Raw genomic sequence first — 12,710 nt, 5'->3', positions numbered from 1 at the left:
ACCATGACCACCCCTGCCACCACCGCCCTGCGCGTCCTCGCCGAGGCCCGCCGCCCCGGCCCGGACCTCCCCGGCCCCCCGCCCCCGCTGCCCGGCTTCGCCCCCGACGGCCTGGGCCCACTGATCGCCGACACCGCCGACCACTGCCTGCACGCCCACCACGGCCCGCCACCCGCCCCCGGACGGACCGCCCTGCTGCTCGCCAGCGCGAGCGGCGACCGCGCCACCGCCCGGGCCATCGACCGCAGCGCCGACCCCGGCCGGCGCCCGGCCCCGCTGCTGTTCTTCCAGTCCAACCCCAACGCCGTCCTCGGGCACATCGCCGCCCGCTGGGGCCTGACCGGCCCCGTCGTGGCGATCAGCCCGACCGAGGCCGTACCCGGCACGGTCCCCGAGGACGCGTACGAGCTGGCCGCGCTGCTGCTCGCCGACGGCGACGCCGAACGCGTCCTGGTCATCGCCGCCGAGCAGACCGCCGACGGCGACCACGCGGTGGCGGTGCTGCTCACCCACCCGGCCGACTGAACCCGCCCGGTACCCCTGTCCGTTGCCGTCCGCGAGGTCCGCCACCTGACGCAGCCGCACCCCGGCACACCAGCGCCCGGCCCTCCCCTCACCGTCACCGTCACCCCCGCCGCAGTCCGCACGCCGACCGCAGGTCTGCCGCCCCGTACAGCCGCCCGGGCCGCCCCGGCCCCGAGGGAGGGATCCACCCCCGTGACCATCCGCAGTCTCCGCACCCAACTCGCCGACGACCCCGACGTGGGCGCCGGCAATGTGCTGACCGCCCGGATCGCCCTCGGCCAGGGCCTGGACGAGCCCCTGCTCACCTTCGACACCCCGGTGGACCACCACCCCGCCTGGCAGCCGCTCACCCTGCGCGAGCTCGACCGCGCCGTCCGGGCCCGCGCCGCCGCCCTGCACGGCCTCGGCATCACCCGGCGCGACCCGGTCGTGGTCCACGCGGGCGACGCCGCCGAGCACGTGCTCGCCTTCCTCGCACTGACCCGGCTCGGCGCCGTCCCCGCCCTGCTCAACCCCAACCTGGACGCCGAGCGGGCCGCCCGCTACATCGCCCGGATCGGCGCGGCCGGGGTGCTCGCCGACCCCGCGCGGCTCGCGGCACTGGCCGAGCACGACCCGGGCGCGCCGCTGCTGCCCGAGATCTCCACCCTCGGCGCGGGCGACCCGGCGGCCGCCCCGGAGCCCTACCGGCACTGGTCCGACGACCCGGTGGCGATCACCCACTCCTCCGGCACCACCGGCATGCCGAAGGCCGTCGTCCACTCGCACGCGAGCCTGTACGCGGCGATCCGCCACCGGCTGCGCCTGCCCCGCCCCCAGGGCCAGGAGCGGATGCTCAGCGCGCTGCCCGCCCCGCACGCCGCGACCCTGATCGCGCTGAACCTCGCGCTCAGCTCGCACACCGAACTCGCCCTGCTCTCCGGCCAGTCCGGCGCCGGCGTGCTGGACGCCGTCGAGCAGTGGCACCCCACCGGGGTGATCGGCTTCGCCGCCACCTGGGCCGACCTCGCCCACCACGACCTCGCCGCCCGGGACCTCGCCTCCGTCGCGCTCTGGTGGAACACCGGCGACTGCGCCCACGAGGTGCACATCCGCCGGCTGATCTCCGCCGGCAGCCGGGAGACCGTCACCCGGGCCGGCCGCACCCGGGTACCCGGCTCGCTGTTCGTGGACGGCCTCGGCTCCACCGAGATGGGCCACTCGCACTTCTTCATCACCCACGGCCCCGGCACCGAACGCTACGGGCGCTGCGTCGGCCGCCCGCACGCCTTCGTGGACTGCGAGGTGGTCGGCCCGGACGGCGAGCCGCTCGGCCCCGGCGAGGTCGGCGAACTCGCCACCGCCTCACCGACCCTGGCCCTCGGCTACTGGAACGACTCGGCCACCACCTTCCGCACCCGGCTGCGCGGCCGCTTCCTCACCGGGGACCTGATGTACCGGGACGAGGAGGGCTACTGGTACCACGTCGACCGGGCCGTCGACTCGGTCGAACTCGCCGACGGCAAGCGGCTGTTCACCGCGATGTCGGAGGAACGGGTGCTGGCCGCCCGATCCGACGTGCTGGACTGCACGGTGGTCGCGGTCCGGGACGGCGAGCGGGTGGTCACCGACGTGCTGCTGCTCCTCACCGAGGGGGCCGAGGCGGCCGATCGGGGCGACGGTCCGGACGCCGAGCGCGCGAAGGCCGTGGTCGCCGCCCTGGACGAGGCCACCGCCGCCACCGTCCGGCGGGTCCTGGTGGTCACCGGGGACGACATCCCGCTCGGTCCGACCGGCAAGGTCCGCAAGGTGCTGCTGCGGCAGCGCCACCTGGCGGCGGTGAGCACCCGATGACCGCCCGCCCCGACCGCCACGCCACCGGCCGCGGGGCCGGTCCCGCGGCCCGCGAGGCCGCCGTCATCACCGGCATCGGCCTGGTCTCGCCGCTCGGCCGCAAGACCGCCGAGGTCTTCGAGGCACTGGCCGCCGGCCGCTCCGGCCTGCGCGCCGTGCCCGAGGGGCACCCCGCGCACGGCTGGCTGCCCGCCGCCGGGATCGCCCCCGCGGTGGACGGCCGTGAGGTGCTGCCGCCGACCGAGACCCGCTGCGTGGACCGCTTCGTGCTGCTGGCGCTGGCCGCCGCCGACGACGCGCTCGCCGACGCCGCGTTGACCATCGGCCGGGACGCCGACCCGCACCGCACCGCCGTGGTGCTGGCCACCGGGGGCGGCGGCCTGGAGACCTTCGAGCAGCAGTCGCACCGGCGGCTGGAGCGCGGCCGCCCCGGCGTCAGCCCGTACCTGCTGCCGGGCATGCTCTCCAACATGGCCGCCGCCCGGATCGCCATCAAGTACGGCATCCGCGGCTACAGTTCGGCCGTGGTGACGGCCTGCGCGGCCGGCGCCCAGGCGATCGCGGAGGGGCTGCGGCTGATCCGCGCGGGCGACGCGGACGTGGTGGTGTGCGGCGGCACCGAGTCCTCACTGCACCCGACCATCGCCGCCGCCTTCACCAACGCCCGCGCCCTGGCCCAGGGTTGGGACGACCCGGAGCAGTCCAGCCGGCCCTTCGACGCCCGCCGCAACGGCTTCGTGCTGGGCGAGGGCAGCGCCGTGCTCGTCCTGGAACGGGCCGGACACGCCGCCGCACGCGGCGCCACCGGGTACGCGGACGTGCTCGGCTGGGGCGCGTCCACCGACGCCCACCACCCGACCATGCCCCGCCCGGACGGCACCGGCGCCGCCGACGCGATGCGGATGGCGCTCGCCAACGCCGGCCTGGCACCGGGCGACATCGACTACGTGAACGCCCACGGCACCGGCACCAAGCTTGGCGACGTGGCCGAGACCGCCGCCCTGCACGCTGTGTTCGGCGCGCACCCGCCGGCGGTCAGCTCCACCAAGGGCGCCACCGGCCATCTGCTGGGCGCCGCAGGCGCGTTGGAGGCCGCGGTGACGGCGCTGGCGGTGGCGCGGGGGACGCTGCCGCCGACGCTCAACCTGACCGACCCCGATCCGGCCTGCGACCTGGACCACGTCCGGGGCGCCGCCCGGTCCGCCCCGGTGCGCGCCGCGCTGAGCAACGCCTTCGCCTTCGGCGGCCACAACCTGAGCCTGATCCTCGGTCCGACCTCCGTCCGCGCGGCGGACCACTCCGTCCGGACGGCCGGCTAGGACGCGTCCGGGCCACCGCGATCGGCGGACCCCGCCACCGGGCAGCGCCGCCCGGCGGTGCGCCGATCCCCGAACGACCATCCCTCCGGGGGGAGAACCCGTTGTCCATCCAGACCATCGCCCGCGTCGAGTTCCACTGCGCGGACGCCGACAAGACCGCAGCCGGGCTGTGCGCCGACTACGACTTCACCGCCGGGCCGCCGACCGCCGCCGCGGACGGCACCCGCTCCATCGACCTGCACCAGGGCTCGATCCGGCTGCGGCTGACCTCCGCCGCCGACCCCGGCCACCCGGTGGCCGCCTACGTCGCCCGGCACGGGGACGGCATCGCCGTCCTCGCCCTCGGCTGCGCCGACCCGCAGGCCGCGCTGGAGCGGGCCGAGCGGCACGGCGCCCGGGTGCTGGACCGGGCGGCCCGGCTGGTCGCCGGCTTCGGCGACACCGCCCTGCGGTTCACCCCGCTGGAACCGGCCGAGCCCACCGGATCCACCGAATCCACCGAGCCCGCCGAGCCCGCCGGGCCGGGCCTGCTGGAGGCCCTCGACCACGTCGCGATCTGCCTGCCCGGCGGCGAACTCGCCGCCGCCGTACGGTTCTGCGAGGCCGCGCTCGGCCTCCACGCGATCTTCGAGGAGTACCTGGAGGTCGGTGAGCAGGCCATGGACTCCACCGTGGTGCAGAGCGCCTCCGGTCTGGTCACCTTCACCCTGATCGAGCCGGACACCGCCCGCCGCCCCGGCCAGATCGACGAGTTCCTGGCCGCCCACGGCGGCGCCGGGGTGCAGCACCTGGCCTTCAGCACCCATGACATCGCCACCGCCGTCCGGACCGTCCGCGCGCGCGGCGTGGAGTTCCTGACCACCCCGGGCGCCTACTTCGACGCCCTCACCGAGCGGCTGGGCCGGACGGCCATCCCGGTGGAGACCCTGCGCGACCTGCACGTCCTGGTCGACCAGGACCACGGCGGCCAGCTGTTCCAGATCTTCGCCCGCTCCACCCACCCCCGCCGTACCTCCTTCCTGGAGCTGATCGAGCGCCAGGGCGCCGGCACGTTCGGCACCGCGAACATCAAGGCGCTGTACGAGGCGGTCGAACGCCAGACCTCCGCCACCGCCGGCTGACCGCCCCCGAAGGGAAGCACCACCGATGACCACCGCCACCGAGTTCCGCCTCACCGACGCCGAACGCGCCCTGCTGCCCACCCCGGAGGAGGTGGCGCACTACCGCGAGCACGGCTGGTACCTGTCCCGCAAGCTGTTCGGCGAGGAGGAGCTGGACACCCTCCAGGCCGCCACCGAGCTCTACTACGCCGGCCACCGCGACCGCGAACTGTCCGTCCGCCCGCCCCGGTTGGCCGACTGGCAGCCCGCGCACGGCCCGGTCCAGCGGCACAACGACTACGTCCACCACCAGAGCGACGCCATCGGCGCGGTCCTCGGCAAGCCGCTGATCGGCGCGGTGGCCGCGCTGCTGGCCGGGGCCGAGGAGATCCGGATCTTCCAGTCCACCCTGATCTACAAGCCGCCGGTGCCCGGGGAGCCCAGCAACCGGGTGCCCTGGCACTTCGACAAGCACTACTGGCAGACCTCGACCTCCGAGGCGATGCTCACCGCCTTCATCCCCTTCCACGACTGCGGCGAGGAGAACGGCACCATCACCATGGTGGACGGCAGCCACCGCTGGCGCGAGCTGCCCTCCGGCGAGGACTCCACCCGGCACTTCGCCGACCGCGACAAGGCCGAGCTGGACGCCATCCTGGACGCCAACGCCGCCTTCAACGGGCAGCAGGTGCACAAGGTCCCGATGCTGATCCCGCGCGGCCACATGTCCTTCCACCACTGCCGCACCTACCACGGCAGCGGCCCCAACCTGGCGTCCCATCCGCGCCGGGCCGTCTCGCTGCACCTCCAGGACGGCGCCAACGAGTACCGCCGGCACGAGGGCCCGGACGGCGGCCCGGTGGTGTACAACCACGACGTGCTGGTGCGCCGCACCGCCGACGGCCGGCCGGACTACGCCGACCCGGCCGTCTGCCCGACGATCTGGCGGGGAGCGCTGTGACCGCACCCCCGGCCGTCCCCCCCGTCCCGCCCCCGCCCGGGCCCGGCGTCGCGCCGCTGGCCTCGCCCGCCGAGCGCTACCGGATGCTGCGGCTGATCCGCGGCTTCGAGGAACTGGCGCTCACCCTGGTGAAGGCCGGCGCGATCCCCGGCGGCATCCACCCCTACATCGGCCAGGAGGCCGTCGCGGTCGGCGTCTGCTCGGCGCTCGGCCCGGCCGACCGGCTGACCAGCACCCACCGCGGCCACGGCCACGTGCTCGCCCGGGGCGCCGCCCCGCACCGGCTGCTCGCCGAACTCGCGGGCCGCGTCGACGGGTTGAACGGCGGCCGGGGCGGCTCGATGCACGCCGCCGACCTCTCGCTGGGCATCCTCGGCGCCAACGGCATCGTCGGCGCCGGCGCCCCGATCGCGGTCGGCGCCGCCTGGGCGCTCAAGCACCGGGCGGCGACCGACGACGGGACGGCGGCGGATGGCGGACCGGCGACCGACCGCGGACCGGCGGCGGACGGCGAAGTCGCGGTGGACGGCGGAGTGGCGGTGGCCTTCTTCGGCGACGGCGCTCTCAACCAGGGCGTGCTGCTGGAGTCGCTCAACCTCGCGGCGATGTGGCGGCTGCCGGTGGTCTTCGTCTGCGAGAACAACGGCTACGCCACCACCCTGCCCGCCGCCACCGCCGTCGCCGGCAGCGCCAACGGCCGGGCCGCCGCCTTCGGCATCCCCGCCGAGCAGGTCGACGGCATGGACACCGAGGCGGTGCGCGCCGCCGCCGTGCGCGCGGTCGAGTGGGCCCGCTCGGGCGGCGGCCCGGGCTTCCTGGAGTGCCGCACCTACCGCTACGAGGGCCACCACACCATGGAACGCCGGATGAAACTGCGCTACCGCACCCCCGAGGAGGTCGCCGCCTGGCGCGAACGCGACCCGCTGCCCCGGGCCGCCGCCCTGCTCGACCCGGCGACGGTCGCCGGCCTGGACCGCTCGGTGGCCGAACAGCTCGCCGCCGCCGAGGAGTTCGCACTCGCCTCGGCCCACCCGGACCCGGCGGGCGCACTGGACCACCTGTACGCCGACGGCCTGCGCCCCCGGGCGGGGGTGACGCCGTGACCAGGCTCTCCTACACCAAGGCGCTCAACCGGGCGCTGGCCGACGAGCTCGCCGCGGACCCCACGGTCTGCGTGTTCGGCGAGGACATCGGCGCCGGCATGGCCGGCCCGACGCTCGGTCTGCTGGACCGCTTCGGGCCCGAGCGGATCGTGGACACCCCGCTGTCCGAGCAGGCCTTCACCGCGATGGCGATGGGCGCCGCGCTGACCGGGCGGCGGCCTGTGCTGGAGTTCCAGATCCCCTCGCTGCTCTTCCTGGTCTTCGAGCAACTCGTCAACCAGGCCCACAAGTTCTCGCTGATGACCGGCGGCCAGGCGGGCGTCCCGCTGACCTGCCTGGTGCCCGGCTCGGGGTCCCGGGACGGCTGGGCCGGGCAGCACTCCGACCACCCGTACAGCCTGTTCGCGCACGCCGGGGTGAAGACCGTGGTCCCCGCCACCCCGACCGACGCCTACGGGCTGCTGCGCTCGGCGATCCGCGACCCGGACCCGGTGGTGGTGTTCGCCCCGGCCGCCGCCCTGCCGGTGCGCGAGACGGTCACCTGGGAGCTCGCGCCCGTCCCGCTCGGGCGGGCCCGGATCCACCGCCCCGGCACCGACGTCACCGTGGTCGCCCTCGGGCACCTGGTGCACGAGGCACTGGCGGTCGCCGAGGAACTCGCGCCGGAGATCTCGGTCGAGGTCCTCGACCCGCGCAGCGTCCACCCCTTCGACTGGCCGGCGCTCGCCGAATCACTGGACCGCACCGGCCGGCTGGTCGTCGTCGACGACTCCAACCGCAGCTGCGGCTTCGGCGCGGAGGTGCTGGCCACCGCCGCCGAGGAGCTGCGCCTGATCGCCCCGCCACGCCGGATCACCCGCCCGGACGGCGCTGTACTGCCCTTCGCCCCCGCCCTCGACCGCGCCGTCCAGCCCGGCCGCGAACAGCTCCGCCAGGCGCTGCACGCCGTCATGAAGCACTCCTGACCCACACCCCCGAGGAGACCGATGTCCGGCAACCGCTACCACTGGGACCGTTCCCACCCCGGCCTCACCAGCCTCCAGCGGGCCATCGACCCGCTGCGCCGCGAGGTGGTCGGCCACACCGTCTACCGCGGGCTCGACAGCATCGAGCGGGTCCGCACCTTCCTGGGCAGCCACGTCTTCGCCGTCTGGGACTTCATGTCCCTGCTGAAGAGCCTGCAGCGCGACCTGACCTGCGTGGACGTCCCGTGGGTGCCGAACGGGCCGACCGCCAGCCGCCGGCTGATCAACGACATCGTGCTGGTCGAGGAGAGCGACGAGCTGGGCGAGGGCTACACCAGCCACTTCGAGCTGTACGTCGAGGGCATGCGCCAGGCCGGCGCCGACCCGCGCCCGGTGCAGGACTTCCTGGACCTGCTGGGCGCCCGCACCCCGGTGCCGGAGGCGCTCAAGGCGGCCGGGGTGCCGCAGGCCGCCGTCGACTTCACCGGCACCACCTGGTCGATCATCGAGAACGCGCCGGTGCACTGCCGGGCCGCCGCCTTCGCCTTCGGCCGCGAGGACCTGATCCCGGACATGTTCACCCAGGTCGTCGGCATCGACGACCCCGACGGTGTGCTCACCGTCTTCAAGGACTACCTGTCCCGCCACATCGAGGTGGACGGCGAGCAGCACACCCCGATGGCGATGCAGATGCTGATCGACCTGTGCGGCGACGACCAGGCCAAGTGGGACTCCTGCGCCGAGACCGTCCGCACCGCGCTGCTGGCCCGGGTCCGGCTGTGGACCGCGATCGAGCGCTCCTTCGGCTGACGCCCGGGTTCCCACCGTCCGAGGCTGACGCCCGGTTCACACCACCTTCGGCAGCACCACCGCCGACGCGGGCGGCGCGTCGGCCGCCGCCCGGAACCGGTGCAGCGCCGCCCGGCCCTCCGCCCCGCGCACCCGGGCGGCGAGCCGGGCCGGCAGCACCACGGTGCTCAGGAAGCCCTCGCCGCGGTACCCCTCGACCGTCCAGCAGACCCAGGGGATCGGGTAGTTGGCGGCCGGGCTGAAGAACACCGGCCGCTGGCCCTGGAAGCTCACCCGGTAGGCCCCGAAGCCGCTCCAGTTGGAGAAGGTGAACCGACGGGCCTGCGGGTCGAAGCCCAGCGGCACGCACTCGCCCAGCCGGCCGCGGCCGAGCGCCGCCAGGAAGCCCAGGTTGGCCCGCAGGTTGAGGTGGGTGCTCGGAAACTCCTCGACCGCCGCCCGCAGTCGGCCGGCCAGCGCGGCCGGTCCGTCCTTCGGCCGGTGCGGCAGGTGCACCTCGCTCAGCAGGTTGCCCAGCAGTTCGGGCGAAAGCCCCAGCCAGCGACGGACGTTGACCGGGACGGTGAGCATCCGCTCCGCCGGGTCCTCGTCCAAGTCCCGCAGGGTGCTGACCAGATGGGCGCAGAGCACGTCGCCGGATGACAGCCTGCGCCCGGCCGCGGCACCGAACTCCTCCCGCATCCGGGTGATTTCGGCGTCGGTGAAGGCGATCTGGACGGTCCGGTTGGCCCGTGGCCCGAGCGCCAGCTCACGGGCCAACAGCTCCGCCTCCCCCGCCGACGGCACCCGGAAGCCGGGCCGTCCGCAGTCCTCCGCGGGCAGCACCGCGGCCAGCAACGCGTCCTGGTCGTCGACGAGTTCGGCCGCCGGGAGCGGCTCGCCCTCGACCGCCGCCGACCAGATCCGCAGCAGCAGCATGAAGCTGTTCAGATCCCCGATCGCATGGTGCCAGGAGCAGCCGAGCACCGTCCCGCCGTCGGCGGTGCGGGTCAGCCGTACGGTGAGCAGCGGGGCGCCGCCGGTGCGGGCGGCCGGGGCCGTCACCGGGTCGACCAGGTCGGTGCCGGCCGCGGTCACCCGGCCCATCGCCTCGGCCAGGGTGCCGTCGACGGTGTAGACCTCCAGCGGGACGCCGGAGTCGTCGCAGAGCGCCTCCAGCCGCTCCCCGTCGGCCTGCCGCACGGTGCGCAGCCGTCCGGCGAACACCGGCACCCGGCCCAGCGCGAGGGCGAGCCCGGCGGCGAGCCGGTCCTCGTCCAGCGGCCGCTCGAAGCAGAGCACGACCGAGACGGAGAGGTCGGCGAGCATGGTGTCCATCAGGCCCAGCCGCAGCACCCGGTCGGTGGTCCGGCCGGCTCGCACGGTCCGGGAGCGGCGCAACTGCGGCCAGAGAGTCATGGGTTCCCATCCGGAGTACGGCCTGCGGGCACGCCGGAGCCTAGTGCCGGGCCGAGGCAGTGGTCCAGTCCAATGTCAGGATCCGGAAGGGATGTCCGGACCATGTCCAGGCGAGATCCGGGCGAGGTCAGGGCGAGGTCCGGGCCCGGTCCGGGCGGGACGCCCCGCTGCGGTCCGGACGCGTGTCGGCAGGTGCCGGAAGGGCGGTCCGAGCACGCGGCCCGGGGAGGCCGACGATAGAATTCCCAGCATGGGACAGCGCCCCGGCGCACCCACCGCGCCGCCCCTCGTCCTGGTCACCGACCGCGACTCCCAGCTGATCGACCCGACCCACGCCTACCACCTGGGCCGCGACCCGACCAGCGAGATCGTGCTGGACGACCCCCGGGTCTCCTGGCACCACGCGGTGCTGCGCGCCACCGCGGGCCACTGGCTGCTGGAGGACGTCGGCAGCACCAACGGCACCTACGACCAGGGCCGCCGCGTCGACCGCGAGGACGTCGGCCCCGGCACCCGGCTGCGCTTCGGCGATCCGACCACCGGCCCGTCCGCGACCTTCGCCGGCCTGCCCGTCCCCGGCACCGACCAGACGGCCGACGAGCAGCCGACCCTGCTCGTCCCGGAGAGCTCCAACGTCTTCCGCAGCCCGAGCGCCGTCCTGGACCTGCCCGGCCCGACCGTGCGGATCGGCCGCTCGCCCGACAACGACCTGGTCCTGGACGACCTGCTGGTCTCCCGGCACCACGCCGAACTGCGCGAACTGCCCGACGGCCGCCACGAGATCGTCGACCTGGAGAGCCACAACGGCACCTACCTCAACGGCCACCCGGTGCGGCGGGCCCCGATCGGCCCGGCCGACATCGTCGGCATCGGCCACGCCGAGTTCTGCCTGGTCGACGGCCGGCTGGTCGAGTACGACGACACCGGGGAGATCTCCCTGGACGTCCAGCACCTGGTCGTCCGGGTCGGCCCGGACCGGCGGGTGCTGCTGGACGACGTCGGCTTCCCGCTCACCGAGCGGACCCTGCTCGCGGTGGCCGGCCCGAGCGGCGCCGGCAAGTCCACCCTGCTCAACGCGCTCACCGGGCTGCGCCCCGCCGACGAGGGAACCGTGCTGTACGACGGCCGCGACCTCTACCACGACTACGCCGAGCTGCGCCGCCGGATCGGCCTCGTCCCCCAGGACGACATCCTGCACACCCAGCTGACCGTCCACCGCGCCCTGTCCTACGCCGCCGAGCTGCGCTTCCCCGGCGACACCGCGGCCGCCGAGCGCGAGGCCCGGGTCTCCGAGGTGATCCGTGAACTGGGGCTGGAGGAGCGGGGCGACCAGGTGATCGCCAGCCTCTCCGGCGGCCAGCGCAAGCGGGTCAGCATCGCGCTGGAGCTGCTCACCAAACCCTCCCTGCTCTTCCTCGACGAGCCGACCTCCGGCCTGGACCCGGGCATGGAGCGCTCGGTGATGCGGATGCTGCGCGGACTGGCCGACGACGGCCGCACGGTGGTCGTGGTGACGCACAGCGTCCTGAGCCTCAACGTGTGCGACCGTCTGCTGGTGCTCGCCCCCGGCGGCCGGACGGCCTACTACGGTCCGCCGACCGAGGCGCTGGCGTACTTCGGCGAGCAGGAGTGGCCGGAGGCCTTCGAGACCTTCGAGAGCGACGCCGAGGGAGCGTCCCAGCAGCGGTTCCGCGCCTCGCCGCAGTACCGGCAGTACGTGACGGCCGAAGCCGCGCACCCGGCGCACCCACCGGTGGCCTCCGCCCCGGTGATCGGCCGGGAGAAGCCGCAGAGCTGGTTCTCCCAGCTGGGCACCCTGGTGCGCCGGTACGCCGCGGTGCTCGCCGCCGACCGGCTGTTCCTCACCGTGATGATCGCGCTGCCGTTCATCATCGGCCTGATGTGCCGGGCGATGGCCGGCTCGCGCCTCACCGACGACAACGCCATCAACTGCCTGCTGACGCTCTGCCTCGGCGGGGTGCTGATCGGCTCGGCCAACGCGGTGCGCGAGGTGGTCAAGGAACGCGCGATCTACCGGCGGGAACGCGTGGTCGGGCTGTCCAGATCGGCCTACCTGGCCTCCAAGCTGGTGGTGCTCGGCATCGTCACGGCGACCCAGTCCGCGCTGCTGACCGTGGTCGGCCTGGCCGGGGTCGGGCTCACCGCGCAGCCGCGGCCGAACGCCCCGCCGCCGGTGAGCAGTGGCGTGCTGCTGCCCCAGCTGCCCGAGCTGATCATCGCGATCGCGCTGCTCGCCTTCACGTCGATGGTGCTCGGCCTGGTGGTCTCCGCGTTCGTCGGCAGGGAGGAGACCACGATGCCGCTGCTGGTGCTCCTCGCGATCGTCCAGGTCGTCTTCAGCGGCCTGATGCTCAAGCTGAACGGCGTGCCCGGACTGGAGCAGTTCGCCTGGCTGGTCCCGTCCCGGTGGGGCCTGGCCGCGATGGCCCGCACCGTGGACCTGGGTCGGCTCGTCCTGCCCAGCCCGCTCACCGACGACCCGATGTACCGCCACGAGCGCACCGGTTGGCTGCTGGACCTGGCCGCCCTGGTCGGCCTCTCGACGGTCTACGGGCTGGCGGTGCTCGCCCTGCTGCGGCGGCGCGAGCCGACGATCATGCGCAAGTAGCCGATCATGCGCGGGTGACCGTGATCGGGTAGCCGATCATGCGCGAGTAGCCGCCCCGGTGGCCGCC

10 protein-coding genes are annotated in these 12,710 nt (G+C 74.8%); 9 read left to right on the top strand and 1 reads right to left on the bottom strand.

Annotation, left to right across the window (positions count from 1 at the left end; all coding sequences use genetic code 11):
* Positions 1 to 3 precede the first annotated feature (3 nt).
* The 8 genes from ABTZ03_RS37380 (at position 4) to ABTZ03_RS37345 (ending at position 8,616) form a co-directional block, all read left to right on the top strand.
* Positions 4 to 525, top strand: coding sequence for a hypothetical protein (locus tag ABTZ03_RS37380; RefSeq protein WP_350517652.1), 522 nt, complete (start codon positions 4 to 6; stop codon positions 523 to 525).
* A gap of 192 nt (positions 526 to 717) precedes the next feature.
* Positions 718 to 2,358: a class I adenylate-forming enzyme family protein gene (locus tag ABTZ03_RS37375; protein ID WP_350517651.1), complete on the top strand. Its 1,641-nt coding sequence runs from the start codon at positions 718 to 720 to the stop codon at positions 2,356 to 2,358.
* The gene (locus tag ABTZ03_RS37370; protein WP_350517650.1) at positions 2,355 to 3,677 is read left to right on the top strand and encodes a beta-ketoacyl-[acyl-carrier-protein] synthase family protein; all 1,323 of its coding nucleotides are present in this window, start codon (positions 2,355 to 2,357) and stop codon (positions 3,675 to 3,677) included. The genes ABTZ03_RS37375 and ABTZ03_RS37370 overlap by 4 nt, the downstream gene beginning before the upstream one ends.
* 101 nt (positions 3,678 to 3,778) lie before the next feature.
* On the top strand, positions 3,779 to 4,798 hold the full coding sequence (gene hppD / locus ABTZ03_RS37365; RefSeq protein ID WP_350517649.1) for a 4-hydroxyphenylpyruvate dioxygenase: 1,020 nt from the start codon (positions 3,779 to 3,781) through the stop codon (positions 4,796 to 4,798).
* A gap of 25 nt (positions 4,799 to 4,823) precedes the next feature.
* Positions 4,824 to 5,738: a phytanoyl-CoA dioxygenase family protein gene (locus ABTZ03_RS37360; RefSeq protein WP_350517648.1), complete on the top strand. Its 915-nt coding sequence runs from the start codon at positions 4,824 to 4,826 to the stop codon at positions 5,736 to 5,738.
* Between the two features lie 83 nt (positions 5,739 to 5,821).
* Complete coding sequence (locus ABTZ03_RS37355; protein ID WP_502894718.1) at positions 5,822 to 6,841, top strand: thiamine pyrophosphate-dependent dehydrogenase E1 component subunit alpha; 1,020 nt, start codon at positions 5,822 to 5,824, stop codon at positions 6,839 to 6,841.
* Positions 6,838 to 7,806, top strand: coding sequence for an alpha-ketoacid dehydrogenase subunit beta (locus tag ABTZ03_RS37350; RefSeq protein WP_350517646.1), 969 nt, complete (start codon positions 6,838 to 6,840; stop codon positions 7,804 to 7,806). Before ABTZ03_RS37355 ends, ABTZ03_RS37350 begins: the two co-directional genes overlap by 4 nt.
* A gap of 21 nt (positions 7,807 to 7,827) precedes the next feature.
* Complete coding sequence (locus ABTZ03_RS37345) at positions 7,828 to 8,616, top strand: DUF3050 domain-containing protein (RefSeq protein WP_350517645.1); 789 nt, start codon at positions 7,828 to 7,830, stop codon at positions 8,614 to 8,616.
* A gap of 36 nt (positions 8,617 to 8,652) precedes the next feature.
* On the opposite strand, the gene ABTZ03_RS37340 is transcribed toward ABTZ03_RS37345, so the two are convergent.
* Positions 8,653 to 10,014, bottom strand: a complete 1,362-nt coding sequence (locus ABTZ03_RS37340; protein ID WP_350517644.1) for an acyltransferase — start codon at positions 10,012 to 10,014, stop codon at positions 8,653 to 8,655.
* A 250-nt stretch (positions 10,015 to 10,264) separates the two neighbouring features.
* Between ABTZ03_RS37340 and ABTZ03_RS37335 the strand changes: the two genes are divergently transcribed.
* Positions 10,265 to 12,643, top strand: coding sequence for an ABC transporter ATP-binding protein/permease (locus tag ABTZ03_RS37335; protein ID WP_350517643.1), 2,379 nt, complete (start codon positions 10,265 to 10,267; stop codon positions 12,641 to 12,643).
* Positions 12,644 to 12,710 lie beyond the last annotated feature (67 nt).

The organism is Kitasatospora sp. NPDC096077, from assembly GCF_040303245.1.
Taxonomy (GTDB): Bacteria; Actinomycetota; Actinomycetes; order Streptomycetales; family Streptomycetaceae; genus Kitasatospora.
The sequence above is the reverse complement of the archived record's forward strand: the minus strand, read 5'-3'. Positions and strand labels throughout refer to the sequence as shown.

Excerpts from the sequence above, each read along its gene's own strand:
- ABTZ03_RS37380 (WP_350517652.1), top strand. The coding sequence starts at position 4 with ATGACCACCCCTGCCACCACCGCCCTGCGCGTCCTCGCCGAGGCCCGC.
- ABTZ03_RS37370 (WP_350517650.1), top strand. The coding sequence starts at position 2,355 with ATGACCGCCCGCCCCGACCGCCACGCCACCGGCCGCGGGGCCGGTCCC.
- ABTZ03_RS37360 (WP_350517648.1), top strand. The coding sequence starts at position 4,824 with ATGACCACCGCCACCGAGTTCCGCCTCACCGACGCCGAACGCGCCCTG.
- ABTZ03_RS37355 (WP_502894718.1), top strand. The coding sequence starts at position 5,822 with ATGCTGCGGCTGATCCGCGGCTTCGAGGAACTGGCGCTCACCCTGGTG.
- ABTZ03_RS37345 (WP_350517645.1), top strand. The coding sequence starts at position 7,828 with ATGTCCGGCAACCGCTACCACTGGGACCGTTCCCACCCCGGCCTCACC.
- ABTZ03_RS37340 (WP_350517644.1), bottom strand. The coding sequence starts at position 10,014 with ATGACTCTCTGGCCGCAGTTGCGCCGCTCCCGGACCGTGCGAGCCGGC.
- ABTZ03_RS37335 (WP_350517643.1), top strand. The coding sequence starts at position 10,265 with ATGGGACAGCGCCCCGGCGCACCCACCGCGCCGCCCCTCGTCCTGGTC.